This window comes from Pseudomonas sp. PDM27, assembly GCF_019219205.1.
Classification (GTDB): Bacteria; Pseudomonadota; Gammaproteobacteria; order Pseudomonadales; family Pseudomonadaceae; genus Aquipseudomonas; species Aquipseudomonas laurylsulfatiphila.
On sequence record NZ_JAHUWF010000003.1, the window covers coordinates 364,939 to 388,479 of the forward strand.

Below are 23,541 nucleotides of genomic sequence, written 5' to 3' on the forward strand. Positions count from 1 at the left end.
GGCGCGCCATGTGGGCATTTTTGCAGCATCTTTCATTCTGGGACTGGTTGGCGCTGGGCACGGTGCTGTTGATTCTTGAAGTGTTCGGTGCCGGCGGCTACCTGCTGTGGATCGGTATGGCAGCGGCTGCCGTGGGCGTCTTGACCTTCTTCCTGCCGGGTCTGTCGTGGGAATGGCAATTTCTGTTGTTCGGCCTGCTGTCGATCGCCACCGCCTTGTACTGGTGGCGGCGTCAGCACACGGCGACTCGCCTGAGCGATCAGCCGCACCTGAACCTGCGTGGTCAGGAGCTGATCGGCAAGACCTTCGTGGTGCATGAAGCAATTGTCGACGGTCGCGGCAAAATCAAGGTGGCCGACGGCGTGTGGATGGCCCGCGGGCCGGACGTTGCCATTGGCAGCCGCGTGCGGGTGGTCGGCCAGCAAGGCGCAATCCTGTTGGTCGAAGCGGCGGAATAGGCAGCCACGGAACTCGATTGGGGGTTGGCAATCCAACCGCGTAGTCAACCCAGTGGAGTCACCCTGTCATGCGTTTCAAACTTGCTGTCGCTACCGTCGCGCTGTTGTCCCTGCCTGTCGGTTCGGCGATGGCCGATACTTTTTGGCGTAACGTTCTTACGTCCGGTGCAACCACCGGTTCGAGCTATCTGACATCCAAGGATCACAAACTGGTCGTCGCGGCCCAGGACGATGCCAGCAGCTTCGTCGCCAGCGACGGCAGCATCCGCGGTCCGTACCTGGAAGCGGCCATGCAGAAAGTCCGCGCCGACAACCCGGGCCTGCAAGCCACGGACATGGAGTTGGCGAATGCGATCCTGGCGAAGAATGCCGTGGCGTCTGAATAAGCGTTGCGAATGAAAAATGCCGCTCACATGAGCGGCATTTTTTTGCCCGGCGAACACAAATCCCACGTTCACCGGGCCCCACCTGTGGGAGCGAGCCTGCTCGCGATAGCGGTGGATCAGTAAAAGCTTCATTGACTGTCACACCGCAATCGCGAGCAGGCTCGCTCCCACAGGGGTTATGTATTGCCTGGGAGGTCAGCGGTAGTCATCCACCGGCACACACGCGCAAAACAGGTTCCGGTCCCCATACACATTGTCCACCCGGTTCACCACCGGCCAGTATTTGTGAGCCTTGGTATGCGCGTCCGGCGTGACGGCTTGCTCGATGCTGTACGGCCGCGCCCATACGCCGGTGATATCGGCCAACGTATGCGGCGCGCCTTTCAGCGGGTTTTCTTCCGCCGGCCAATTACCGTTCTGCACCTCGTTGATTTCCGCGCGGATGCTCAGCATTGCGCCGATAAACCTGTCCAGCTCCGCCTTCGATTCACTTTCGGTCGGTTCGACCATCAGCGTCCCCGGCACCGGGAACGACATGGTCGGGGCATGGAAGCCGTAGTCCATCAGTCGTTTGGCGACGTCCTCTTCGGTGATGCCGGTCAATGCCTTGAGCGGTCGCAGGTCGAGGATGCATTCGTGGGCAACCCGTTCGTTGCGCCCGGTGTAGAGCACCGGAAAGGCACCGGACAAATGCCGCGCCAGGTAATTCGCAGCCAGGATCGCCACTTCGCTGGCGTCCGCCAGTTGCGGCCCCATCATGGCGATGTACATCCAGCTGATCGGCAGAATGCTTGCGCTGCCCCAGGGCGCCGCGCTGACGGCGCCATTTTGCGGCTGCGGCCCGTCGATCGGCACCACCGGATGGTTGGCCACGAACGGCGCCAGATGTGCCCGAACACCAATCGGCCCCATGCCCGGACCGCCGCCACCATGGGGAATGCAGAAGGTCTTGTGCAGGTTCATGTGCGAGACATCGGCGCCAATATCCGCCGGCCGCGCCAGCCCGACCTGGGCGTTTAGGTTGGCGCCATCCATGTACACCTGTCCGCCGTGATGGTGGATCACTTCACAGATTTCGCTGATGCCTTCCTCATACACGCCATGGGTCGAAGGATAGGTCGCCATCAGGCAGGCGAGTTTGTCGGCGGCCTGCGCGGCTTTCTCCTTGAGGTCGTCCAGGTCGACGTTGCCCGCCTCGTCACATTCGACGATCACCACGCGCATCCCGGCCATTTGCGCCGACGCGGGATTGGTGCCGTGTGCCGACGAAGGAATCAGGCAGATATCGCGGCCGCCCTGTTGCCGGCTCTCATGATATTTGCGGATCGCCAGAAGCCCGGCGTACTCGCCTTGGGCACCGGAGTTGGGCTGCATGCAGATGGCATCGAAACCGGTGATCGCGCACAACCAGCGCTCCAGTTCCTCGATCATCAGCCCGTACCCGACGGCCTGCTCTTTCGGCACGAACGGGTGCAGGTTGGCGAACTGCGGCCAGGTGATCGGGATCATCTCGCTGGTGGCGTTGAGTTTCATGGTGCAGGAGCCCAGCGGGATCATCGATTGATTGAGCGCCAGGTCCTTGTTTTCCAGTTGCTTGAGGTAGCGCAGCATCTCGGTTTCGCTGTGATGGGCGCTGAACACCGGATGACGCAGATAAGGTGAAGTTCGCAGCAACCCTTGGGGAATTCCGCCAGGCAGGACTTCGGCATCCAGGTCCTCGATACTGAGCCCGTGATCGGCCCCCAGAAACACGTCGAACAGCCTCTCCACGGTGGTTTCGTCGCAGGCCTCGTCGAGGCTCAAGCCCAGTTGGCCGCGCCCGAGAATACGCAGGTTGATCTGCGCGGCCCGGGCACTTTCGATGATCGCGGTCTGGGTTCCGCCGACTTCCAGGGTCAGGGTGTCGAAGAAGTGCCGGTTGACCCGGGTGATGCCCTTGCGCTCTAGCCCGGCGGCCAGAATGCAGGTCAGCCGGTGAACCCGCTGGGCGATCCGCTTGAGTCCTTCCGGGCCATGGTAGACCGCATAGAAACTGGCGATATTGGCCAGCAGCACCTGGGCCGTGCAGATGTTGGAGTTGGCCTTCTCCCGGCGGATATGTTGCTCGCGGGTTTGCAGGGCCATGCGCAGGGCGGTGTTGCCCCGCGCATCTTTCGAAACACCGATGATCCGTCCGGGAATCGCTCGCTTGTACTCATCGCGGCTGGCAAAAAATGCCGCATGCGGCCCGCCGTAGCCCATGGGCACGCCAAATCGCTGGGACGAGCCGAACACCACATCGGCGCCCAGTTCACCCGGCGGGGTCAGCAACAACAGACTCAGCAAATCCGTCGCGACACAGGCCAGGGCCTGTTGCGCGTGCAGGTGATCGATCAGTGGCCGCAGGTCGTGGATCTCGCCGTGGGTGTCAGGGTATTGCAGCAGCGCACCGAACACCTGGTGCTGCTTCAAGTTATCCACAGCATCGACGATCAGCTCGAAGCCGAAACCTTCGGCGCGGGTCTGCACCACGGAAATGGTTTGCGGGTGGCAGTTTTCGTCGACAAAGAACAGGTTGCTTTTGGACTTGGCGACCCGCTTGGCCAGGGCCATGGCTTCCGCCGCGGCAGTGGCCTCATCCAGCAGCGAGGCGTTGGCCAGTTCCAGGCCGGTCAGGTCGATGGTCAATTGCTGGAAGTTCAGCAGCGCTTCGAGCCGCCCTTGGGCGATCTCCGGTTGATAGGGTGTGTACGCGGTGTACCAGCCGGGATTTTCCAGCACGTTACGCAGAATGACCGCCGGTGTGAGGGTACCGTGGTAGCCCATGCCGATCAGGCTGGTCCAGACCTGGTTCTGCTCGGCATAACCACGCAGCTTGGCCAGCGCAGCCTCCTCATCGAGCGCCGGGGGCAGGTCCAACGCCCGGTTGAGGCGGATGCCCGGCGGCACGGTTTGCTCGATCAACTCGACCCGGCTGCCCAGGCCAAGGCTGTCGAGCATCGCCTGTTGCTCGGCGGCATCGGGTCCTAGGTGGCGGCGCAGAAAGGCATTGGGGTCGTGTAACTGGCTCAGGGACGGCAACTGGGACATGACGGGCTCTCTCTTGACTGGCGCTCAGCGTCGATGCAACACGGTCAAACCAGCATAGCAGTCGATCTCCGCGTGGATGGCGTGGCGTCATCAGTCAAACTGGCTCCGCCACCCCGGTGTTTGCCGACATAGACCCGGTGACGCGCAAAGGATACGGCCCAGGCACGCGCGACTTTCATGGCGCAGATGCAGGCATTGGGGGGGGGGGGGGCGGGATCGGCTATCACTACCCACCGATTCACCTGTTGAGCCTTTACCGCGAGCGCGGTTTTAAGGAGGGCATGTTCACGGCGATGAGCAAAGCCGTCTTGCGGTCTTGACTCAGCCTTTGCAGGCGCTGCCGCAGGCTGCGATCTTTTGATTTTAAAAACAAAAGCAAAAGATCGCAGCCTGCGGCAGCTCCTACGGGGGGCGAGCATTACTCGCCGATGGCGGCCTTGTAGCCGGCGGCATCCAGCAGTTTTTCCAGATCGGCGGTGTTGCTTGGCTTGAGCTTGAAGATCCACGCGCCATACGGATCGGAGTTGAGCAGCTCAGGCTCAGCACTCAGCGCTTCGTTGACCGCGATCACTTCACCGGCAATCGGGGAGTAGATATCGGAAGCGGCTTTAACCGATTCAACGACACCCGCCTGATCTTCAGCGGCAAACACGTTGCCAACTTCGGTCAGTTCGACGAACACCACATCACCCAGCGCTTCCTGCGCGTGATCGCTGATGCCCACGGTGACGGTGCCATCGGCTTCCAGACGTGCCCATTCGTGACTTTCGGCAAAACGCAGGTCGGCAGGGATATTGCTCATGTTCTGTGTCCTCAGGAAATTGTCAGCGGTCGTTAACCGCTGGAAAAGATTAGATCAAGGTTTTGCCGTGGCGTACGAAGGTCGGTTTGACCACCCGGACCGGGTACCACTTGCCACGAATTTCCACTTCAGCGCGGTCGGCAGTTGCCATCGGCACGCGCGCCAGTGCTATCGACTTGCTAAGCGTAGGAGAGAAACTACCACTGGTGATCTCCCCTTCGCCAACATCAGCGATGCGCACGACCTGATGAGCGCGTAAAACACCGCGTTCCTCAAGGACCAGACCGACCAGTTTGTGCTGTACACCAGCAGCTTGCTCGGCTTCCAGGGCCTTGCGCCCGATGAACTGCCGGGTGGCAGGTTCCCAGGCGATGGTCCAGGCCATATTGGAGGCCAGGGGTGAAACATCCTGCTGGATGTCCTGACCGTAAAGGTTCATGCCGGCTTCGACCCGCAAGGTATCCCGCGCGCCAAGGCCGATGGGAGAAATCCCGGCACCGACCAGATCGTTGAAGAACCCGGGCGCCTGATTCGCCGGCAGAATGATTTCCAGGCCGTCTTCGCCGGTATAACCGGTGCGCGCGATAAACCAGTCGCCATCGGGCAGGCCTTCGAAGGGCTTGAGGAGCTGGATCAGGTTGCCGCGGGACTGGTTGACCAGCTCGGCAATTTTTTGCCGGGCGTGAGGGCCCTGGATGGCCAGCATCGCCAACTCGGAACGCTCGCGAAGCTGCACGTCGAAACCGTCGAGATGCGCTTGCATCCAGGCCATGTCCTGATCGCGGGTGGAGGCGTTGACCACCAGGCGATAGCCCTCGTCGAGACGGTAGACGATCATGTCGTCGACGATGCCGCCTCGCTCATTAAGCATGGTGCTGTACAACGCACGGCCGGGGCTGTGCAGGCGTTCGACATCATTGGCCAGCAAATGCTGAAGCCAGGCCTTGGCCTGGGAGCCGCTGACGTCGATAACGGTCATGTGGGATACATCGAAGACACCGCAATCGCGGCGCACCTGATGGTGTTCCTCGACCTGCGATCCATAATGCAGAGGCATGTCCCAACCGCCAAAATCGACCATCTTTGCGCCGAGCGCGAGATGAAGGTCATACAGAGGCGTACGCTGTCCCATGGGTTTCTCCTTCCGGGCGTGGCGAAGGTGCGGGCAAGTGCTGCACGGACTGAATGCCTTGAAACAAAAGGCCTTTAGCCGATTTCAGCTACCTGGTCTGTCAGACGGACCGCACCGAATGCCGCGCATTGTAGCCGCAAGGTGTAGGACTGACACCTAGCTGTTTCGATGCGCTGAGCGCCGGATCAATCCGATGACCGGCAGCAGCCCGACCAGCACCAGGGTCAACGCTGGCAAAGATGCCCTCGCCCACTCTCCTTCGCTGGTCATTTCAAAGATCCGCACCGCCAGCGTGTCCCAGCCAAACGGGCGCATCAGCAGGGTCGCGGGCATTTCCTTGAGCACGTCGACGAACACCAGCAGCGCCGCGCTCAAGGTGCCGGGCAACAACAACGGTAGATACACTTTGAAAAACAGTCGCGGCCCACTGACGCCAAGACTACGTGCCGCTTCGGGCAAAGATGGCCGTATACGCGCCAGGCTGCTTTCCAGTGGCCCGTAGGCCACCGCAATGAAGCGCACCAGATAGGCTAGCAACAATGCTGACAGACTGCCCAGCAGCAGCGGCTTGCCCGCGCCACCGAGCCAGCTCGAAAGCGGGATCACCAGCTCGCGATCCAGGTAACTGAACGCCAGCATGATCGACACCGCCAGCACCGAACCCGGCAAGGCGTAACCCAGGTTGGCCAGACTGACCCCGGAACGAATGACCCGGGTGGGCGCCAGGCGTCGGGCAAACGCCAGCAACAAGGCGACGCTGACGGTGATCAACGCCGCCATCGCCCCCAAGTACAAGGTATGGACGATCAACCCGGTGTAGCGCTCGTCGAGATCGAAGCGTCCGCGCTGCCAGAACCACACCGCCAATTGCAGCATCGGGATAACAAAAGCGCAGGCAAACACCAGACCGCACCAGGTCGAAGCCGCCAGTGCCTTGAAGCCCCGCAGGTGATACAGCGCCTTGACCCGTGGCCGCTCGTTGCCCGCCCGGTTGGCCCCGCGAGCACGCCGCTCGCCGTAGAGCACGAGCATCACCACCAGCAGCAACAAGCTGGCCAGTTGCGCGGCAGAAGACAGACTGAAAAAACCGTACCAGGTCTTGTAGATGGCCGTGGTGAAGGTATCGAAGTTGAACACCGACACGGCGCCGAAATCCGCCAGGGTTTCCATCAGTGCCAACGCCACGCCCGCACCGATGGCCGGTCGCGCCATGGGCAATGCCACGCGCCAGAACGCTTGCCAGGGCGATTGACCCAGGACCCGCGCCGCTTCCATCAGGCCTTTGCCCTGGGCGAGGAAGGCCGTGCGGGCCAGCAGATACACATAGGGATAGAAAACCAGCACCAGCACCACAATCACCCCGCCCGTGGAGCGCACGCGCGGCAGCCGCAGACCGCTGCCGAACCATTCGCGCAGCAGGGTCTGCACGGGGCCGGCAAAATCCAGCAGGCCGACGAAGACGAAGGCCAGCACATAGGCCGGAATCGCGAAGGGCAGCATCAGCGCCCAGTCCAGCCAGCGCCGGCCGGGGAATTCGCAAAGGCTGGTCAGCCAGGCAAGGCTGACACCCAGGACTGTCACGCCGACACCGACACCTAGCACCAGGGTCAGGGTATTGCCCAGCAAGCGCGGCATCTGTGTGTCCCATAAATGGGACCAGATCTGTTGATCGATGGTTTGCCAGGAAAGCAGCAGGACGCTCAGGGGCAACAGGACCAGCGCAGCGATGGCGAAGACGACGGGATACCAGCGGCGTTGGGCGGGGTGGGCCAAGGAAAATCTCTCGCGAAATTTTGAAGTGTAGAGAAAACGCAAAAAGATCGCAGCCTTCGGCAGCTCCTACAGTGGGTTGGTGATCACCCTGTAGGAGCTGCCGAAGGCTGCGATCTTTTGCTCTTTAAACCAGCAGGCTCAGTTCCAGCCAGCCTTGTCCATCAGGCGAATCGCCTCAGCCTGGCGCTTGCCGGCAATTTCCACCGGCAAGGTATCAGCGATGAACTTGCCCCATGCGGCGACTTCAGCCGATGGCTGCACGGCCGGGTTCGCCGGGAACTCCTGGTTCACGTCGGCAAAGATCTTCTGCGCCTCAGGCGTGGTCATCCACTCCACCAGGGCCTTGGCCGCTTCCGGGTGTGGCGCGTGTTGTGTCAGGCCGATACCCGACAGGTTGATGTGTACGCCACGGTCGGCCTGGTTCGGCCAGAACAGCTTCACCGGCAGTTCCGGCTTCTGCTTGTGCAGACGGCCGTAGTAGTAGGTGTTGACGATGCCGACATCGCACTGGCCGGCATTGATCGCTTCGAGCACGGCTGTGTCGTCGGAGAACACGTCAGTGGACAGGTTCTTGACCCAGCCCTTGAGGATTTCCTCGGTCTTGTCGGCGCCGTGCACTTCGATCATGGTCGCGGTCAGGGACTGGTTGTAGACCTTCTTCGCCGTACGCAGGCACAGGCGGCCTTCCCATTGCTTGTCGGCCAGGGCTTCGTAGGTGGTCAGTTCGCCCGGCTTCACGCGGTCAGTGGAATAGGCAATGGTCCGCGCCCGCAGGCTCAAGCCGGTCCAGGCATGAGAGGCGGCCCGGTACTGCAGCGGAATGTTGGCGTCGATGGTTTTCGAGGTGAATGGCTGGAGGATGCCCATCTGCTCGGCTTGCCAGAGGTTGCCGGCATCGACGGTCAGCAGCAGGTCGGCCGGCGTATTCGCGCCCTCGGCCTTGAGCCGCTGCATCAGCGGCGCTTCCTTGTCGGTGATGAACTTCACCTTCACGCCGGTCTTGGCGGTGTAGGCATCGAATACTGGCTTGATCAACTCGTCGATACGCGAGGAGTAGACCACCACCTCGTCAGCGGCCTGGGCGGCGGTGCTGCCGATCAGGGTCAGGGCCAGTGCAGTCAGTAGACGCTTCGGTGCCAACATGGGAGCGGTCTCTCGATTGAAAAATGAGGTCAAATGATAAGGACTCACATTTGCCTTCTCAATCAAAGCTGGTTGCGGAGGAGTTACCGGATGTTGCACAAGCAGAAATTGAGGGCGAATCTGCCGCCGTCTTCGCGAGCAGGCTCGCTCCCACATTTGAGATGCATTCCAAGGTGGGAGCGAGCCTGCTCGCGAAGAGGCCATCAGCCTCAATAGAGAACTCAGGGCTTGGCCAGCGCCGGCAGATCCCCGGTCAACCCCAGAGCTTCACGCACGAACAAGGCCTTGGCTTCCGGCATCTTCTCAACCATTTTCAACCCGGTATTACGCAACCAGCGCACCGGCAACGGATCCGCCTGGAACAAGCGCTCGAAGCCTTCCATCGCCGCCATCAGTGCCAGGTTGTGGGGCATGCGCCGACGCTCGTAACGGCTGAGGACTTTCACATCCGCCAGGCGTTCGCCACGGGTTGCCGCTTGCAGCAACACTTCGGCCAGCACGGCGGCATCGAGGAATCCGAGGTTCACACCCTGCCCGGCCAACGGGTGAATGGTGTGGGCCGCGTCGCCGATCAACGCCAGGCCTTCCGCCACATAACGCTTGGCATGCCGCTGGCGCAGGGGCACACACAGCCGCGGGTCGGCGCTGAGCACTTCACCGAGTTGCCCCTCAAAGGCTCGCTCCAGTGCCTTGCAGAAACCCTGGTCATCCATCGCCATCAAGCGTTCGGCTTCGCCGGGTGTGGTCGACCAGACGATCGAGCACCAATCCTGTTCGCCGTCGCGCTCCAGCGGCAGAAACGCCAACGGACCGTTGTCGGTGAAGCGCTGCCAGGCCGTCATCTGGTGCGGCTTGGCGCAACGCACGCTGGTGACGATGGCATGGTGCAGATAATCCCATTCGCGGGTCGCGACCCCGGCCAGGCGCCGCACGGCCGAATTGGCGCCATCCGCCGCGATCACCAGCGGCGCGCGCAGGGTGCGGCCATCGGCCAGGGTCAGCAGCCAGTCATCGCCGGAGCGGCGCATCTGTTCCAGTCGCGCATTGGCCAGCAAGCCCAGGTCACAGTCGTGCAGGCGCTCGAGCAAGGCATCCTGGACCACTCGGTTTTCGACGATATGCCCCAGCACCTCGGCATGCACGCTGGCCGCCGAGAAGTGGATTTGCCCGGTGCCACTGCCATCCCAGACTTGCATGTCGGTGTAGGGGCTGCTGCGCCGCCCGGCGATGCCGTCCCAGACGCCAAGGCGTTCGAGAATCCGCTGGCTGGCAGCCGACAAGGCGCTTACGCGCGGCTCAAACACGGCTTGGGCATTGAAGGGTTTGACACTCATGGGGCTGCCGTCCAGCAGCAGGACTTCCAGCCCGCTGTTCTGCAACGCCAGCGCCAGGGCGCTGCCGACCATTCCGGCCCCGACAATCAGCAGATCTGCGCGCATTTCCATGCTTTAAGCCTGTCTCTCTTGCGGCTTGAGCCGCACGTAAAGGTTTTTTATCGATCGTGCCTTGCCAAATCGGCGGGTCAGCCGGCTATGCATCCGGTCGCGTCCCCAGCCCCATCGCCTGCCGGGCAAACCAGCGTTTGGCCGGTGGCAGCAGGTCGAGGCCGAGCAAGCCGATGTTGCGGCCCAGGGACACCAGCGGCTGGGTACTGCCGAACAGGCGCGTAACCTGATCGGAGAAGCCCACGGTGAGGTCCTGGTCTAGACGCTGATGTTCGCGATAGGCCTGCAAGGTGGCAAAGTCGCCCAAGGGTTTTTCGCTGGCGAGCAAGGCATCGGCCAGGGCCTGGGCATCGCGCAGGGACAGGTTGAACCCCTGGCCGGCAATCGGATGAAGGCTGTGCGCCGCGTTGCCGAGCACCGCCAGATGCGGGCGCACCTGTTCCTCGGCCTCGACCAGTGTCAGCGGATACAGGTGTCGTGCACCAACCTGCTTCAACGTACCGAGGCGATAACCGAAGACGCCCTGCAACTCACTGAGGAAACTGCGCTCGTCAAGGGCTGCCAGGCGCTGTGCGTCCATGCCCAGGCGAGTCCAGACCAGTGCGCAGCGGTTTTCCGGCAGCGGCAGCAACGCCATCGGGCCTTCGTCGGTGAAACGCTCGAAGGCCATGCCGTTGTGGGCCTCGCTCGGGGTGATGTTGGCGATCAGCGCACTCTGGTTGTAAGGACGCTTGCGGATGCCGATCCCCAGTTGCTCGCGCAGGCCGGAACGGCCGCCATCGGCGAGCACCGCGAGGTCGCACTCAAGGGTGGTTTCATCGTTGAGGGTCAGGCGATAGCCATCGGTCAGCGGCTCCATGCGGGTGACTTCCGCCGGGCAACGCCAGCTGATCACGTCCTTGTCCAGGCCTTGCCACAGGCATTGGCCGAGCCAGGCGTTTTCAACGACATAACCCAGCGCTGGAACACCCTCTTCCATCGCCGACAACCGCGCCGTCGAGAATCGACCACGGTCGGAAACATGAATCTGCTTGATCGGCTCGGCGCGGCGCGAAACTTCCTGCCAGATGCCCAGGCGTTGGTAAATCTGCCGCGAGCCAAAGGACAGCGCCGAAGAACGGGCGTCGTAACTCGGTTGATACGTATCCCCCGGGGCGAACGGCTCGATCAGCACGATCTTCCAGCCACGGGCCTTGGCGCCGGCCTGCAAGGCCAGCGCCAGACTCGCACCGACCAGCCCGCCACCGATGATTGCCAAATTGACTCGACTCATGCCGCTTGTGTCCGTGCTTGCTCCATCAGGGCCTCGATTTCGTTGACGGTTTTCGGCACGCCGCCCGTCAATATTTCACAGCCGGTTCTGGTGACCACTACGTCGTCCTCGATGCGCACGCCAATGCCGCGCCATTTCTTCGCCACGCTCTGGTTGTCCGGAGCAATGTAGATCCCCGGCTCCACGGTCAACGCCATGCCGACCTCCAGTACGCGCCACTCGCCGCCGACCTTGTATTCACCGACATCGTGCACATCCATGCCCAGCCAATGACCGGCGCGGTGCATGTAAAACGCCTTGTAGGCTTCGCTGGCGATCAACTCGTCGACGTCGCCCCGCAGCAGCCCCAGCTTGACCAGCCCGGCCGTGATGACCCGGACTGTGGCCTCGTGCGCTTGATTCCAGTGTTTGTTCGGGGCGATTTCGGCAAAGGCGGCTTCCTGGGAGGCCAGCACCAACTCGTAAATCGCTTTCTGCTCCGCTGAATACTTGCCGCTGACCGGAAAGGTCCGGGTGATGTCGCTGGCGTAGCAGTCGATCTCGCACCCGGCGTCGATCAGCACCAGGTCACCGTCCTTGAGCAGCGCATCATTCTGCTGGTAATGCAGGATGCAGCTGTTGCGCCCCGCCGCGACGATCGACCCGTAGGCCGGCATCTTCGCCCCGCCCTTGCGGAATTCGTAATCGAGCTCGGCTTCCAGGCTGAATTCGTGCAACCCGGCGCGACAGGCCTGCATTGCCCGTACGTGCGCCTGGGCAGAAATCCGCGCCGCCTCGCGCATCACTTTCACTTCTGCCGCCGACTTATACAGGCGCATGTCGTGCAGCAGATGATCCAGGGCAACGAATTCGTTCGGCGGCTGGGCACCGAGGTTGGCCTTGGAGCGGATCACGTTGATCCATTCCATCAGGTGGCGGTCGAATTCGGGGTTGCTGCCCATGGCCGAGTACACCCGGTCACGGCCTTCGATCAGGCCCGGCAGGATGTCGTCGATATCGGTGATGGGAAAGGCGTCGTCGGCGCCGAAGTCGCGAATCGCGCCTTCCTGCCCGGCGCGCAGGCCATCCCACAATTCGCGCTCGGCGTTGCGCTCGCGGCAGAACAGGATGTATTCGCCATGCACGCGCCCCGGCATCAGCACCAGTACGGCCTGGGGCTCGGGAAAACCGCTGAGGTACTGGAAGTCGCTGTCCTGGCGGTAGACGTGCTCGACGTCGCGGTTACGAATGGCCACCGCGGCGGCGGGCAGGATGGCGATGCTGTTGGGTTCCATCTGCGCCATCAGGGCCTTGCGGCGACGGCTGTATTCCGATTTCGGGATGTGGATCATGGGCAGATGGCGTTCCCTGGCAAACGATTAGTGCAGCGACGGTTTGGCGGCGGCCGGCACGTCTTTCTTGGTCTCGGAGAACAGCAGCAGCGGCGCGACGCGCAGGTACTCCATGACTTCCATATAGTCGTTTTCGCCGTCGTCGGACTCTTCCAGCGCGTCTTGCACCTGGGAAATGGCCGCCAGATCCTGCAACACTTCGGTGGCCTCGGTGCTCAGGGCGCTGCTGTCACGGCAGTTCAGGCCGAAACCGCTGAGGAAACCCTGGCACCATTGGCCCAGGGCGGCGGCACGCTCGGTGAGCGGAGCGTCGTCGGTCGGCAGCAGCAGAACGACGGTCACGTCATCGCCGGTGAGCTCGCCTTTTACCATCTCTTGCAGGCCGATCAGGGCGTTGCGAACGTTGTCCTGCGGCTCGCTTTCGAGCAGTTCGGCGGCGTCGATCAGCCAGCCTTCGGCGTCGAAACCGGCACCGGCGCAGCTGCGGCCGAGCAACAGGCCGTGCAGTTCGGCAGGCGAGACGTTGTGGCCGCTGGAAGTCAGCAGGGTGGCGAAGCCTTGGTACGGGGAATTCTGAATGGTCATGGGCAGCTAGGCGCCAGACGGCGCTATGTCTAGAATGAAGGCCTTGTATCCTACATCGACTACCCCTGTAGGAGCGAGCTTGCTCGCGATGAACCCGAGAACGCCGCGGATTGTCAGGGACCCAGCGTTATCGTTGGCGACCATCGCGAGCAAGCTCGCTCCTACAGTCCAACACCCATCAGACAGTGAAGACAATGGAAGACACCGACCTGCAAGCGCTGATGGCCAGACTCGAACTGCTGATTACCCGAGTCGAGCAACTTAAGAGTCAAAACGGACTCTTACTAGCTCAGGAAAAGACCTGGCGCGAGGAACGCGCGCATCTCATTGAAAAAAACGAAATCGCCCGGCGTAAGGTCGAGTCGATGATTTCGCGCCTCAAGGCCCTGGAGCAAGACTCATGAGTTCAAGCAATAGCGTCACCGTGCAGATTCTCGACAAAGAGTATTCGATCATCTGCCCTCAGGAAGAGCGCAGCAACCTGGTCAGCGCCGCCCGTTATCTGGACGGCAAGATGCGCGAGATCCGCAGCAGCGGCAAAGTCATCGGCGCCGACCGTATCGCCGTGATGGCTGCGCTGAACATCACCCACGACCTGCTGCACAAGGAAGATCGCCCGGATGTTCAGGTCAGCGGCTCGACCCGTGAGCAGGTTCGCGACCTGCTCGATCGCGTCGATCTGGTCCTGGCGACCGATCCGGACGTCACCAAAGGCTGATTCGCGTCGCCGCTTGCGGTATACTGCCATCACTCCCTGGGGTGTTTGCCAGTTGGCGATGTCCCTGAGCCGATTTGCTATACCCTGGAGGTTGCACGTTGGGCTGGTGTGCATGTCCGCTAGACGGAAAGCCTTAAAGCCTACTGCATCTTCCACCTTGAACTTTCGGGTTCAAGGGCTAAGTCGACAGCGACACATTCGGGGAGCCTGATTCCAGTCCAATGCCGGTTTAAATACCGGCATTGGCGTTTTTGCGGGTACGCTTTACGTATCCGTCCTGCCGAAGTCCGAATCCATGACCGAACCTGCGCTGCTTCCCCGCCCGCAACTTCGACGCATGCTGCGCAAGGCCCGTCGCGCACTGACACCCAGTCAGCAGCGCCAGGCCGCTCGCGGGCTGTACAGGCAATTGGCCCAGCAACCGCTGTTCCGCCGCGCCAGACACATCTCCCTCTATCTGCCGACCGATGGTGAAATTGATCCGCGTCTGTTGCTGCGTGCCGCGCAGCGCCGGGGCAAGGCCACCTATCTGCCGGTGCTGAGTGCCTGGCCGCGAACCAAAATGGTGTTCCAGCGCATCCGGCCCGGGGAAAAACTCAAACCCAACCGCTTCCGCATTCTCGAACCACGGGCCAACCTCGCCCGGCAGCGCAGGATCTGGGCGCTGGACCTGGTGTTGTTGCCATTGGTGGGGTTTGACGATGTTGGCGGACGCCTGGGGATGGGCGGCGGTTTCTACGATCGGAGCCTGGCTTACCTGGCGCGCCGCAATGACTGGCGCAAGCCGACGCTGTTGGGGCTGGCCCATGAGTGTCAAAAGGTGGAGCGATTGGCTCAGGCGAGCTGGGATGTGCCGCTGCAGGGAACGGTGACGGACAAGGCCTGGTATTACGCAGGCTAGGCGCCACTTCGATCAGCGACGCCGGGACAACAGGATCAGCGCTTGAAGGCTGTCGACTGTTGCTGCAATTGGGCGAGCTCGACCGGCGCATCGGTCTTGCTGGCCCACAGGCTTTGGGCATAGCCGGTGGTCACGACGCCAAGGCCAAACAAAATGACCAAAATCCATAGTAAATCCGGTTTGCGTTTCATCGATTGCCCCCCAAAGGCAGATCTACACGATGACAGCAGCGGTTTCCGTTTGTAGGCCGTGCAGCAGCGTCAAGCTTTAAAGGCCGGCATTTTGCGACAACGTGAACCGCTGCGCAAATGCTGACGTCAACCGACTGTCGGTTTGTCATAAAATTGCCGAAAAGCGGCTCAATCACCCCGCAAGGAGCAAAAAGACATGGCCTATTGGCTGATGAAATCCGAGCCCGACGAACTCTCGATCAAGGGGTTGGAAAAACTCGGCAAAGCGCGCTGGGACGGGGTTCGAAACTACCAGGCACGCAACTTCCTGCGGGCCATGGCCGTAGGGGATGAGTTCTTTTTCTATCATTCCAGCTGCCCGGAGCCGGGCATCGCCGGCATCGGCAAAATTGTCGAAGCCGCGTATCCGGACCCGACGGCGCTGGAACCTGAAAGTCATTACTACGACCCAAAGGCAACGGCGGAGAAAAACGCCTGGAGCGCGATCGATGTCGCCCATGTCGAGACGTTTGCCCGGGTGCTGAAACTGGATTACCTGAAACAGCAGACTTCGCTGGCCGAGATGCCGCTGGTGCAGAAAGGTTCGCGGCTGTCGGTGATGCCGGTGACGCCGGAGCAGTGGGCGGCGGTGATTGCCTTAAAGCCTTGAGTCGTTCATCGCCTGGACTGGCCCCATCGCGAGCAAGCTCGCTCCCACAGGGGGCTGTGGCGGACATGTGATTGTGCCTCAACACAAATCCACTGTGGGAGCGAGCTTGCTCGCGATGACGCCAGCTCAAGCAATAGAAGTCTTACTGAATGATCAGGTTGTTGAACAACAAATCCTCAACCACCGGCTTGCTGGTTTCGTCGCTCATCACCTGCTGGGTCTGTTTCAGGGCTTCCTGACGCAGCTTTTCCTTGGCCTCGACATTGTTCATCGTCTCGGTGGTCTGCTGGGCGAACAGCGCGACCAATTGATTGCGGATCAAGGGTTCATTGGCCTTCACCGCCTTGGCAGCCTCGTCACCGGTCACCCGCAACGCCACATCGGCCTTGTAGACTTTCAATTTCGGCGTGCCGTCCAGCCCGTAGTTCCCCACGAACGGTGGGCTCAGGGTGATGTAACTGACCTTGGGAGCCGTATCTTCTTTGGCTTCTTCGGCCACCGCTGCCACAGGCAGGGACAGGGCCAGCAACAACATGATCCACGCTTTCACAATTCACTCCTTATCCGGTTTGCGGCCTAGCATAACGACCCGCCATGCAAGCACAAGCTTATGGCTGACTATCAGGGCTGGGCATGCTCGTTGACCCTTCGACCCACACACCTACACTTATCGGCCATCACTCCCAAAGGAATAGCCCTGATGAAAGCCGTGCTGTGCAAAGCCTTCGGCCCTGCCGAATCGCTGGTGCTGGAAGACGTCGCCAGTCCTGTCGCGAAGAAGAATGAAATCCTGCTGGACGTGCACGCCGCCGGGGTCAATTTCCCCGACACGCTGATCATCGAGGGCAAGTACCAGTTCAAGCCGCCCTTCCCGTTTTCCCCGGGTGGCGAAGCGGCCGGCGTGGTCCGCGAAGTCGGCGAGAAGGTCAGCCACCTGAAAGTCGGTGACCGGGTCATGGCCCTGACCGGCTGGGGCAGCTTTGCCGAACAGGTCGCCGTGCCAGGCTACAACGCGTTGCCGATTCCGCCCTCCATGGACTTCAACACCGCCGCCGCCTTCAGCATGACCTACGGCACCTCGATGCACGCCCTCAAGCAGCGCGGCAACCTGCAACCAGGCGAAACCCTGCTGGTGCTTGGTGCCTCCGGCGGTGTCGGCCTGGCGGCAGTGGAAATCGGCAAAGCCATGGGCGCCCGGGTGATTGCCGCGGCCAGCAGCGCGGAAAAACTCGCCGTGGCCAAGGCCGCCGGCGCCGATGAACTGATCAACTACAGCGAAACCAGCCTCAAGGACGAAATCAAGCGCCTGACCGACGGCCAGGGCGCCGACGTGATCTACGACCCGGTGGGCGGCGACCTGTTCGACCAGGCCATCCGCGCCATCGCCTGGAACGGCCGCCTGCTGGTGGTCGGCTTCGCCAGCGGGCGCATCCCCGAATTGCCGGTCAACCTGGCGCTGCTCAAAGGCGCGGCGGTGCTCGGCGTATTCTGGGGTTCCTTCGCCCAACGCCAACCGCAGGACAACGCCGCGAACTTCCAGCAGCTGTTTGGCTGGTTTGCCGAAGGCAAATTGAAACCGCTGGTGTCGCAGGTGTATCCACTGGGCAATGCGGCGCAGGCGATCAATGATCTTGGCCAGCGTAAAGCCGTCGGGAAAGTGGTGGTGCAGGTTCGCTGACCCCGGCAAAGGGCCCGGACCTCTGGGTCCAGGCTCTTTCCCTACAGTAACTGGCGGATATCTTCCGGCAAAAACCTTACATACCTGGAACCCGGGTTGTTCGAGCATTGCCTGATAATGATCGGCACCTTCCTGTTCATTTCAGCGATCAATGACAGACGCCGTTCGGTCGGCAGTGTTGCCGTGGAAAACGCGTTCGACAGATAAGCCCGGATGTAATGGAAGGCGGCGGAATAAATCCACTCGTGCTCCGGGGCTCGCGCCAGTGCCTCATTGAGATCGCGGCATCTCAATGCCTTGAGCCGCTGGTTGAGATGCAGCGGTAGATACACATCGAACCCGAATATTATCGGCGCAATGACTTCCTGCTCCTCAGGCTTGCCACCCTCAACGGTCCATGGCTTGAACCGCCACTGCGCTATGGCGACTCGGGCCGCCTCGGCGAAATCAGGGTGATCGCTTTGCAAAATGCTCACCTTGCTGACCGCGCCGTTGGCATGCGCCACGAACCTGACCCGGACATTACCGGTGATTCCAGCCCGGTGCAGCGCCGGTGGGTAAATCGGCTTGGGGTTGTTTTCCGGTATCAGGAACACCTCACCTGCGTTGCTTGCAACAGACCAGACAAACAGCAGCACCACGAACACAAACCACCGCATCCTCCTCTCCCTCGCACCTGAAACGCCAAAATTGGCTGTGCGGCCAAGGTTAAAGCTCAAGGGTGCGGCACTGAAGGTCACGGCTTCCGGTAGCAGAGAAGGACATTTCCCAAAGAATTGCCCTACCCGGGATGGATCAGCCGCGTAAAGCATGGGTGGGTAATGCTTCCTACAACGCCCTTCACCTTCACCTGAGCGACATGTTCATAAAGGAATGCGCGATATCCAACATTTCCGCTGTTTTGCCGATGAGAACCGGTGCTATTTTCGGTAACGAAACTGTAACATTCGTAACCGCAGTCAAAACAAGAAATCTGGAGCTCTTGAATGTTTGCTTTCTTTCGTCCTGCCGCACATCAGGCTCCATTGCCTGAAGAAAAAATAGACAGCACCTACCGACGCCTGCGCTGGCAGATCTTCGCCGGCATCTTCATTGGCTATGCCGGTTACTACCTGCTGCGCAAGAACTTCTCCCTGGCCATGCCCTACCTGATCGACGAGGGTTACTCCCGCGGTCAGCTGGGTCTGGCGATGTCCGCCATCGCGATTGCCTACGGCCTGTCGAAGTTCCTCATGGGCCTGGTGTCCGACCGGTCCAACCCGCGTTTCTTCCTGCCGTTCGGCCTGCTGGTGTCGGCCGGGGTGATGTTCATTTTCGGTTTCGCGCCCTGGGCGACGTCCAGCGTGACCATGATGTTCATTCTGCTGTTCATCAACGGCTGGGCGCAGGGCATGGGTTGGCCGCCGAGTGGCCGGACCATGGTGCACTGGTGGTCGCAGAAGGAACGTGGCGGCGTGGTGTCGGTGTGGAACGTGGCGCACAACGTCGGCGGCGGCCTGATCGGCCCGCTGTTCCTGATCGGCATGGGCCTGTTCAATGACTGGCATGCGGCGTTCTACGTGCCGGCAGCGGTGGCACTGGCGGTTGCGGTGTTTGCCTTTGTGACCATGCGCGACACCCCGCAATCGGTTGGCCTGCCGCCGATCGAGCAGTACAAGAACGACTACCCGGAAGGCTACGATGCCAGCCACGAAGAGGAATTCAGCGCCAAGGAAATCTTCGTCAAATACGTGCTGCGCAACAAAATGCTCTGGTACATCGCCCTGGCCAACGTCTTTGTCTATCTGCTGCGCTACGGCGTGCTGGACTGGGCACCGACCTACCTCAAGGAAGCCAAGGGCTTCACCGTGGATAAAACCTCGTGGGCGTATTTCTTCTACGAGTGGGCAGGTATCCCGGGCACCCTGCTGTGCGGCTGGATGTCGGACAAGATCTTCCGTGGCAACCGCGGCCTGACCGGCATGGTGTTCATGGCGCTGGTGACGGTCGCGACGCTGGTTTACTGGCTCAACCCGGCCGGCAACCCGATGATCGACATGATCGCGCTGCTTTCCATCGGCTTCCTGATCTACGGCCCGGTCATGCTGATCGGCCTGCAGGCGCTGGAGCTGGCTCCGAAGAAAGCGGCCGGCACGGCGGCGGGCTTCACCGGCCTGTTCGGTTACCTGGGCGGTTCGGTCGCGGCCAGTGCAGCGATGGGCTACACCGTGGACCATTTCGGTTGGGACGGTGGTTTCGTGCTGCTGGTGGGCGCCTGCCTGCTGGCGATGGCCTTCCTCGCCCCGACGCTACGCCACAAACAAGTCGCCAGTCAGGGCCGCGAAGCACTCGCTTGATCAGCCTTTGATTTACAGCGCTTGAGCCGCGCCTCCAGATTCCGGTCTGGCATGGCGTGGCTACGCAGGGCGTGCGCGGTCTGCTCGACATAATCGCGAGTGGTGCCGTAACGCCCGCAAGCGTTTTCGAACACATGGCTCAGCACATGGTCCGGCAGGTTACCGGCATAGCTGGGCAGATGTCGCTCCAGCACAAACCCCAAGGCCTGAACCTGGCTGCCATCTTCGAGTCGGCAGTTGAGCCAGTGCGGGCGGTAGGAAGGAAATGGCATCTCGCGCTGCCAAAGTGCGTACAGCGACGCTTCGAGTTGCTCTTCGGGCAATCGATAGGCGAAACCGCTGCAAGAGCCACCGCGATCCAGGCCGAACACCAGGCCGGGCATTTCCGGAGTGCCGCGATGTTCGTGAGACCACAGGTACAACCCGCGATGGTAGCCATGCACCCGGCCGCGAACCCGCTCAACCGCCGTGCATTCAGGCCGCCAGATCAGCGAGCCATAGGCAAACAGCCACACCGGCCCACCCTTGTGACGGGCCATGGTCGACTGCATCGAGCTGAGCAATTGTTCGTGGGTGAGCTGCGGCCCCAGATCGAGCCGCGGAGGGTAAGCCAGATTCAAAAAAGCAGATTCGATGGCGCTCATGGCGAATAGCGTTCAGCTCCCCGCGGGTGAAGAATTACTTAATAGAACGCACGGCTGTAACAATAAGGCACATAAGTTTTAAGGCAATTTGAATGCCATGGCACAGTTCTTAATGGGTTGCCTGCGTGACATATAACCTACCGATATTTATTAAAGTTTATAAATATCGATAGGCTATATACGGAGTTATATACCTGTGGGAGCGAGCTTGCTCCGGGCGGCGTTCCGACGATGGTCGTTAACGATTACGCGGGAGGTCTGGCTACCCGCAGTGTTCTTGAGTCCATCGCGAGCAAGCTCGCTCCTACAGGGGGGCAGCGTCAGGAGCGAGGGGCGTAGGCAAATACGTCGGCGCGCATCTGGTGGGCGTCCATTCCCGCTTCCACCAGCGCATCCAGCGTGCCGTAGACCATGGCCGGCGAGCCACTGGCGTAGACATGCAGGGCCTTGAGATCGGGAAAGTCTTCACAGACCGCTTCATGCAACATGCCGCAGCGCCCTTCCCAACCGCATTGATCGCTGACGACCTTGTGCAGGAACAGGTTGGGCAATTTCAGCCATTCGTTCCAATGCTCGACTTGATAAAAATCTTCTGGACGACGCACGCCCCAATACAAATGCACCGGATGCTTGAAACCCGTGGCCCGGCAATGTTCGATCAGGCCGTGGATCTGACCCATGCCGGTGCCGGCGGCGATCAGCACGAGAGGACCGTCCGGCAACTCCTCCAGGTGGGTATCGCCAAACGGCAACTCGACCCGCACCATGCTGTTGCGCTGGAGCTGCTCGATCAGGCTCAGCGCACTGGATTCGCGCGCCAGTACGTGGATTTCCAGGTCGCGCCCCGCATGCGGTGCCGAAGCGAGGGAGAAGGCGGACTTTTCGCCATTCTCGCGCTCGATCATCAGGTACTGGCCGGCGTGGTAGCGCGGCGGTTTGCCGGCCGGAGCCCGCAGACGCACGCGCCAGGTATCGCCGCCCACGTCCTTGCACTCAATGACCTGACACGACACGCTGCGCACCGGCAGTTCTCCCAAGGCGAGCACGCCATCCCACAGCACAATGCAGTCTTCCAGCGGCTCCGCAATGCAAGTGTAGAACTCGCCATGATCACGCACATTGCCGGCCTGCTCGACCCGACCTTCCACCAGCAGCGCCGCGCACACGTGGCAATTGCCGTTGCGGCAACTTTGCGGGCATTCATAGCCCAGTCGTCGCGCGCCATCGAGAATCCGCTCGCCGGGCAATATCTCAAGCACTGCTCCGGAGGGCTGCAAGGTTACACGCATCAATCTATTCCTAACTGATTCCAGATGGCATCGATCCGCTGGGTCACCGCATCGTCCTTGACGATGACACGGCCCCACTCACGGGTGGTTTCGCCCGGCCATTTATGCGTGGCATCAAGGCCCATTTTCGACCCCAGGCCGGACACCGGCGAAGCGAAGTCCAGGTAGTCGATCGGCGTGTTGTCGATCATCACCGTGTCGCGCTTGGGGTCCATGCGCGTGGTGATGGCCCAGATCACGTCGTTCCAGTCCCGGGCGTTGATATCGTCGTCGGTGACGATAACGAACTTGGTGTACATGAACTGTCGCAAAAACGACCAGACACCCAGCATTACCCGCTTGGCATGGCCCGGGTACGACTTTTTCATGGTCACGATGGCCATGCGGTAAGAGCAACCTTCGGGTGGCAGGTAGAAATCGGTGATCTCCGGGAACTGCTTCTGCAGGATCGGCACGAACACTTCGTTCAGCGCGACGCCGAGGATCGCCGGCTCATCCGGCGGACGACCGGTGTAGGTGCTGTGGTAGATCGGCTTGATCCGGTGGGTGATGCGCTCGACGGTGAACACCGGGAAGCTGTCGACTTCGTTGTAGTAACCAGTGTGGTCGCCGTACGGGCCTTCATCGGCCATCTCGCCCGGATGGATCACGCCTTCGAGGATGATTTCGGCGGTGGCCGGCACTTGCAGGTCATTGCCGCGGCATTTCACCAGCTCGGTGCGGTTACCGCGCAACAGGCCGGCGAAGGCGTATTCGGAAAGGCTGTCGGGCACCGGGGTCACGGCGCCGAGGATGGTCGCCGGGTCTGCGCCCAATGCAACGGCAACAGGAAAGGGTTGGCCCGGATGCTTTTCGCACCACTCGCGATAATCCAGCGCACCGCCACGGTGGCTCAGCCAGCGCATGATGACTTTATTGCGGCCAATCACCTGCTGGCGGTAGATACCGAGGTTCTGTCGGTCCTTGTTCGGCCCCTTGGTGACGGTCAGGCCCCAGGTGATCAGCGGTGCGACGTCGCCTGGCCAGCAGGTCTGCACCGGCAACTTCGAGAGGTCAACATCGTCGCCTTCGATGACCACTTCCTGGCAGATCGCGTCTTTGACCACCTTGGGCGCCATCGAGATGATCTTGCGGAAGATCGGCAGCTTGGACCAGGCATCCTTCAGGCCTTTCGGCGGCTCGGGTTCCTTGAGGAACGCCAGCAGCTTGCCGATCTCGCGCAGTTCGCTGACTGCTTCCGCGCCCATGCCCAGTGCTACGCGCTCAGGCGTACCGAACAGGTTGCCGAGCACCGGAATGTCAAAACCCGTGGGCTTTTCGAAAAGCAGGGCCGGGCCTTTGGCGCGCAAGGTGCGGTCGCAGACCTCGGTCATTTCCAGGACTGGGGACACCGGAACCTGAATGCGCTTGAGTTCGCCGCGCTGTTCCAGCCCGCTGATAAAGTCGCGCAAGTCGCGATACTGCATGCGTAAGCCTCGTGTTGGCCGTGGCGTTCGGGGCAGGCAGTTTAGCGCCGAACCCTTCGGTTCAGAACCACGAACTGCCACCTGATCAAAAATCGGATAGCAAAAAGCCGGGTTTCCCCGGCTCTAGTGCCCTGTATGGCTGTCTCTGTTAGTCAACTTCGGCGCCGCTAGCTCATATCCTGCGTTGCTGCTCCTCGCCATAGCGGGCTATGACTCGTCGCAGCGCCTTGGCTATGAGCCAGCGGCATCCGAATTTGAACTAACGAGACAGC

Annotated in this window: 23 protein-coding genes, 1 other RNA gene and 1 pseudogene; 10 read left to right on the forward strand and 15 right to left on the reverse strand. The window is 61.3% G+C overall.

The window, feature by feature from the left end; genetic code table 11:
• Nucleotides 1–8 precede the first annotated feature (8 nt).
• Complete coding sequence (locus tag KW838_RS09510; RefSeq protein ID WP_102699635.1) at nucleotides 9–458, forward strand: NfeD family protein; 450 nt, start codon at nucleotides 9–11, stop codon at nucleotides 456–458.
• Nucleotides 459–526: 68 nt separating this feature from the next.
• A complete protein-coding gene (locus tag KW838_RS09515) occupies nucleotides 527–844 on the forward strand; it encodes a DUF2388 domain-containing protein (protein ID WP_007978921.1) in 318 nt (105 codons plus the stop codon).
• A gap of 195 nt (nucleotides 845–1,039) precedes the next feature.
• On the opposite strand, the gene gcvP is transcribed toward KW838_RS09515, so the two are convergent.
• On the reverse strand, nucleotides 1,040–3,913 hold the full coding sequence (gene gcvP, locus KW838_RS09520; RefSeq protein WP_218500974.1) for an aminomethyl-transferring glycine dehydrogenase: 2,874 nt from the start codon (nucleotides 3,911–3,913) through the stop codon (nucleotides 1,040–1,042).
• A 147-nt stretch (nucleotides 3,914–4,060) separates the two neighbouring features.
• Here gcvP and KW838_RS29860 point away from each other — a divergent pair.
• A pseudogene (locus KW838_RS29860) lies at nucleotides 4,061–4,200 on the forward strand (DegT/DnrJ/EryC1/StrS aminotransferase family protein); the annotation flags it as partial.
• Nucleotides 4,201–4,331: 131 nt separating this feature from the next.
• On the opposite strand, the gene gcvH reads toward KW838_RS29860, so the two are convergent.
• The 8 genes from gcvH to KW838_RS09560 all read right to left on the reverse strand — a co-directional run bounded on the left by gcvH (nucleotide 4,332) and on the right by KW838_RS09560 (nucleotide 13,397).
• Complete coding sequence (gene gcvH / locus KW838_RS09525) at nucleotides 4,332–4,715, reverse strand: glycine cleavage system protein GcvH (RefSeq protein WP_102699637.1); 384 nt, start codon at nucleotides 4,713–4,715, stop codon at nucleotides 4,332–4,334.
• A 49-nt stretch (nucleotides 4,716–4,764) separates the two neighbouring features.
• The gene (gene gcvT / locus KW838_RS09530; protein ID WP_218500975.1) at nucleotides 4,765–5,847 is read right to left on the reverse strand and encodes a glycine cleavage system aminomethyltransferase GcvT; all 1,083 of its coding nucleotides are present in this window, start codon (nucleotides 5,845–5,847) and stop codon (nucleotides 4,765–4,767) included.
• Nucleotides 5,848–6,003: 156 nt separating this feature from the next.
• Entirely contained in the window at nucleotides 6,004–7,620 is a 1,617-nt protein-coding gene (locus KW838_RS09535) for an iron ABC transporter permease (protein ID WP_102699639.1), read from the reverse strand.
• 138 nt (nucleotides 7,621–7,758) lie between these two features.
• Nucleotides 7,759–8,763 (reverse strand): extracellular solute-binding protein, encoded by a 1,005-nt coding sequence (locus KW838_RS09540; RefSeq protein WP_218500976.1) that lies wholly within the window; start codon nucleotides 8,761–8,763, stop codon nucleotides 7,759–7,761.
• 221 nt (nucleotides 8,764–8,984) lie between these two features.
• On the reverse strand, nucleotides 8,985–10,202 hold the full coding sequence (locus KW838_RS09545; RefSeq protein WP_218501020.1) for a 2-octaprenyl-3-methyl-6-methoxy-1,4-benzoquinol hydroxylase: 1,218 nt from the start codon (nucleotides 10,200–10,202) through the stop codon (nucleotides 8,985–8,987).
• A 91-nt stretch (nucleotides 10,203–10,293) separates the two neighbouring features.
• A complete protein-coding gene (ubiH, locus tag KW838_RS09550; protein WP_218500977.1) occupies nucleotides 10,294–11,481 on the reverse strand; it encodes a 2-octaprenyl-6-methoxyphenyl hydroxylase in 1,188 nt (395 codons plus the stop codon).
• Nucleotides 11,478–12,812, reverse strand: coding sequence for a Xaa-Pro aminopeptidase (gene pepP / locus KW838_RS09555; RefSeq protein ID WP_218500978.1), 1,335 nt, complete (start codon nucleotides 12,810–12,812; stop codon nucleotides 11,478–11,480). Before pepP ends, ubiH begins: the two co-directional genes overlap by 4 nt.
• A 27-nt stretch (nucleotides 12,813–12,839) precedes the next feature.
• Nucleotides 12,840–13,397, reverse strand: a complete 558-nt coding sequence (locus tag KW838_RS09560; RefSeq protein WP_095964285.1) for a YecA family protein — start codon at nucleotides 13,395–13,397, stop codon at nucleotides 12,840–12,842.
• Between the two features lie 194 nt (nucleotides 13,398–13,591).
• On the opposite strand from KW838_RS09560, the gene KW838_RS09565 reads away from it, so the two are divergent.
• From KW838_RS09565 to KW838_RS09580, 4 genes are all read left to right on the forward strand, one after another.
• Nucleotides 13,592–13,801, forward strand: coding sequence for a TIGR02449 family protein (locus KW838_RS09565; RefSeq protein ID WP_007982902.1), 210 nt, complete (start codon nucleotides 13,592–13,594; stop codon nucleotides 13,799–13,801).
• Nucleotides 13,798–14,115 (forward strand): cell division protein ZapA, encoded by a 318-nt coding sequence (locus KW838_RS09570; protein WP_007978902.1) that lies wholly within the window; start codon nucleotides 13,798–13,800, stop codon nucleotides 14,113–14,115. Before KW838_RS09565 ends, KW838_RS09570 begins: the two co-directional genes overlap by 4 nt.
• A gap of 30 nt (nucleotides 14,116–14,145) precedes the next feature.
• A non-coding RNA gene (gene ssrS / locus KW838_RS09575) (6S RNA) lies at nucleotides 14,146–14,324 on the forward strand.
• 86 nt (nucleotides 14,325–14,410) lie between these two features.
• The gene (locus KW838_RS09580; RefSeq protein ID WP_218500979.1) at nucleotides 14,411–15,016 is read left to right on the forward strand and encodes a 5-formyltetrahydrofolate cyclo-ligase; all 606 of its coding nucleotides are present in this window, start codon (nucleotides 14,411–14,413) and stop codon (nucleotides 15,014–15,016) included.
• A gap of 35 nt (nucleotides 15,017–15,051) precedes the next feature.
• Here KW838_RS09580 and KW838_RS09585 read toward each other — a convergent pair whose 3' ends face one another.
• The gene (locus KW838_RS09585) at nucleotides 15,052–15,207 is read right to left on the reverse strand and encodes a hypothetical protein (protein ID WP_007978897.1); all 156 of its coding nucleotides are present in this window, start codon (nucleotides 15,205–15,207) and stop codon (nucleotides 15,052–15,054) included.
• Between the two features lie 196 nt (nucleotides 15,208–15,403).
• On the opposite strand from KW838_RS09585, the gene KW838_RS09590 reads away from it, so the two are divergent.
• Nucleotides 15,404–15,856, forward strand: a complete 453-nt coding sequence (locus KW838_RS09590) for an EVE domain-containing protein (RefSeq protein WP_218500980.1) — start codon at nucleotides 15,404–15,406, stop codon at nucleotides 15,854–15,856.
• 142 nt (nucleotides 15,857–15,998) lie between these two features.
• On the opposite strand, the gene KW838_RS09595 is transcribed toward KW838_RS09590, so the two are convergent.
• Nucleotides 15,999–16,406 carry a flagellar basal body-associated protein FliL gene (locus KW838_RS09595; protein WP_218500981.1) on the reverse strand — a complete coding sequence of 136 codons (408 nt, stop codon included), beginning with the start codon at nucleotides 16,404–16,406 and terminating at the stop codon, nucleotides 15,999–16,001.
• A 150-nt stretch (nucleotides 16,407–16,556) separates the two neighbouring features.
• Here KW838_RS09595 and KW838_RS09600 point away from each other — a divergent pair, with 150 nt between their 5' ends.
• The gene (locus KW838_RS09600) at nucleotides 16,557–17,534 is read left to right on the forward strand and encodes an NADPH:quinone oxidoreductase family protein (protein WP_218500982.1); all 978 of its coding nucleotides are present in this window, start codon (nucleotides 16,557–16,559) and stop codon (nucleotides 17,532–17,534) included.
• A gap of 41 nt (nucleotides 17,535–17,575) precedes the next feature.
• Here KW838_RS09600 and KW838_RS09605 read toward each other — a convergent pair whose 3' ends face one another.
• Nucleotides 17,576–18,193, reverse strand: a complete 618-nt coding sequence (locus tag KW838_RS09605; RefSeq protein WP_218500983.1) for an energy transducer TonB — start codon at nucleotides 18,191–18,193, stop codon at nucleotides 17,576–17,578.
• 327 nt (nucleotides 18,194–18,520) lie between these two features.
• Between KW838_RS09605 and glpT the strand changes: the two genes are divergently transcribed.
• Nucleotides 18,521–19,870 carry a glycerol-3-phosphate transporter gene (gene glpT, locus KW838_RS09610; protein WP_015097309.1) on the forward strand — a complete coding sequence of 450 codons (1,350 nt, stop codon included), beginning with the start codon at nucleotides 18,521–18,523 and terminating at the stop codon, nucleotides 19,868–19,870.
• Here the strand turns inward: glpT and KW838_RS09615 are convergent.
• The 3 genes from KW838_RS09615 to ubiD all read right to left on the reverse strand — a co-directional run bounded on the left by KW838_RS09615 (nucleotide 19,846) and on the right by ubiD (nucleotide 23,269).
• Nucleotides 19,846–20,514 (reverse strand): gamma-glutamylcyclotransferase, encoded by a 669-nt coding sequence (locus KW838_RS09615; RefSeq protein ID WP_007978886.1) that lies wholly within the window; start codon nucleotides 20,512–20,514, stop codon nucleotides 19,846–19,848. The genes glpT and KW838_RS09615 overlap by 25 nt on opposite strands.
• A gap of 320 nt (nucleotides 20,515–20,834) precedes the next feature.
• Nucleotides 20,835–21,803, reverse strand: coding sequence for a CDP-6-deoxy-delta-3,4-glucoseen reductase (locus KW838_RS09620; RefSeq protein ID WP_095964290.1), 969 nt, complete (start codon nucleotides 21,801–21,803; stop codon nucleotides 20,835–20,837).
• On the reverse strand, nucleotides 21,803–23,269 hold the full coding sequence (gene ubiD / locus KW838_RS09625; RefSeq protein WP_095964291.1) for a 4-hydroxy-3-polyprenylbenzoate decarboxylase: 1,467 nt from the start codon (nucleotides 23,267–23,269) through the stop codon (nucleotides 21,803–21,805). Before ubiD ends, KW838_RS09620 begins: the two co-directional genes overlap by 1 nt.
• Nucleotides 23,270–23,541: the final 272 nt, after the last annotated feature.

Coding starts and splice junctions, on each gene's coding strand:
- gcvP (WP_218500974.1), bottom strand. CDS start 3,913: ATGTCCCAGTTGCCGTCCCTGAGCCAGTTACACGACCCCAATGCCTTT.
- KW838_RS09510 (WP_102699635.1), top strand. CDS start 9: ATGTGGGCATTTTTGCAGCATCTTTCATTCTGGGACTGGTTGGCGCTG.
- ubiD (WP_095964291.1), bottom strand. CDS start 23,269: ATGCAGTATCGCGACTTGCGCGACTTTATCAGCGGGCTGGAACAGCGC.
- KW838_RS09585 (WP_007978897.1), bottom strand. CDS start 15,207: ATGAAACGCAAACCGGATTTACTATGGATTTTGGTCATTTTGTTTGGC.
- KW838_RS09580 (WP_218500979.1), top strand. CDS start 14,411: ATGACCGAACCTGCGCTGCTTCCCCGCCCGCAACTTCGACGCATGCTG.
- glpT (WP_015097309.1), top strand. CDS start 18,521: ATGTTTGCTTTCTTTCGTCCTGCCGCACATCAGGCTCCATTGCCTGAA.
- KW838_RS09600 (WP_218500982.1), top strand. CDS start 16,557: ATGAAAGCCGTGCTGTGCAAAGCCTTCGGCCCTGCCGAATCGCTGGTG.
- gcvT (WP_218500975.1), bottom strand. CDS start 5,847: ATGGGACAGCGTACGCCTCTGTATGACCTTCATCTCGCGCTCGGCGCA.
- KW838_RS09590 (WP_218500980.1), top strand. CDS start 15,404: ATGGCCTATTGGCTGATGAAATCCGAGCCCGACGAACTCTCGATCAAG.
- KW838_RS09570 (WP_007978902.1), top strand. CDS start 13,798: ATGAGTTCAAGCAATAGCGTCACCGTGCAGATTCTCGACAAAGAGTAT.
- KW838_RS09605 (WP_218500983.1), bottom strand. CDS start 18,193: ATGCGGTGGTTTGTGTTCGTGGTGCTGCTGTTTGTCTGGTCTGTTGCA.
- KW838_RS09515 (WP_007978921.1), top strand. CDS start 527: ATGCGTTTCAAACTTGCTGTCGCTACCGTCGCGCTGTTGTCCCTGCCT.
- ubiH (WP_218500977.1), bottom strand. CDS start 11,481: ATGAGTCGAGTCAATTTGGCAATCATCGGTGGCGGGCTGGTCGGTGCG.
- KW838_RS09620 (WP_095964290.1), bottom strand. CDS start 21,803: ATGCGTGTAACCTTGCAGCCCTCCGGAGCAGTGCTTGAGATATTGCCC.
- KW838_RS09560 (WP_095964285.1), bottom strand. CDS start 13,397: ATGACCATTCAGAATTCCCCGTACCAAGGCTTCGCCACCCTGCTGACT.
- KW838_RS09615 (WP_007978886.1), bottom strand. CDS start 20,514: ATGAGCGCCATCGAATCTGCTTTTTTGAATCTGGCTTACCCTCCGCGG.
- KW838_RS09565 (WP_007982902.1), top strand. CDS start 13,592: ATGGAAGACACCGACCTGCAAGCGCTGATGGCCAGACTCGAACTGCTG.
- gcvH (WP_102699637.1), bottom strand. CDS start 4,715: ATGAGCAATATCCCTGCCGACCTGCGTTTTGCCGAAAGTCACGAATGG.
- pepP (WP_218500978.1), bottom strand. CDS start 12,812: ATGATCCACATCCCGAAATCGGAATACAGCCGTCGCCGCAAGGCCCTG.
- KW838_RS09545 (WP_218501020.1), bottom strand. CDS start 10,202: ATGCGCGCAGATCTGCTGATTGTCGGGGCCGGAATGGTCGGCAGCGCC.
- KW838_RS09540 (WP_218500976.1), bottom strand. CDS start 8,763: ATGTTGGCACCGAAGCGTCTACTGACTGCACTGGCCCTGACCCTGATC.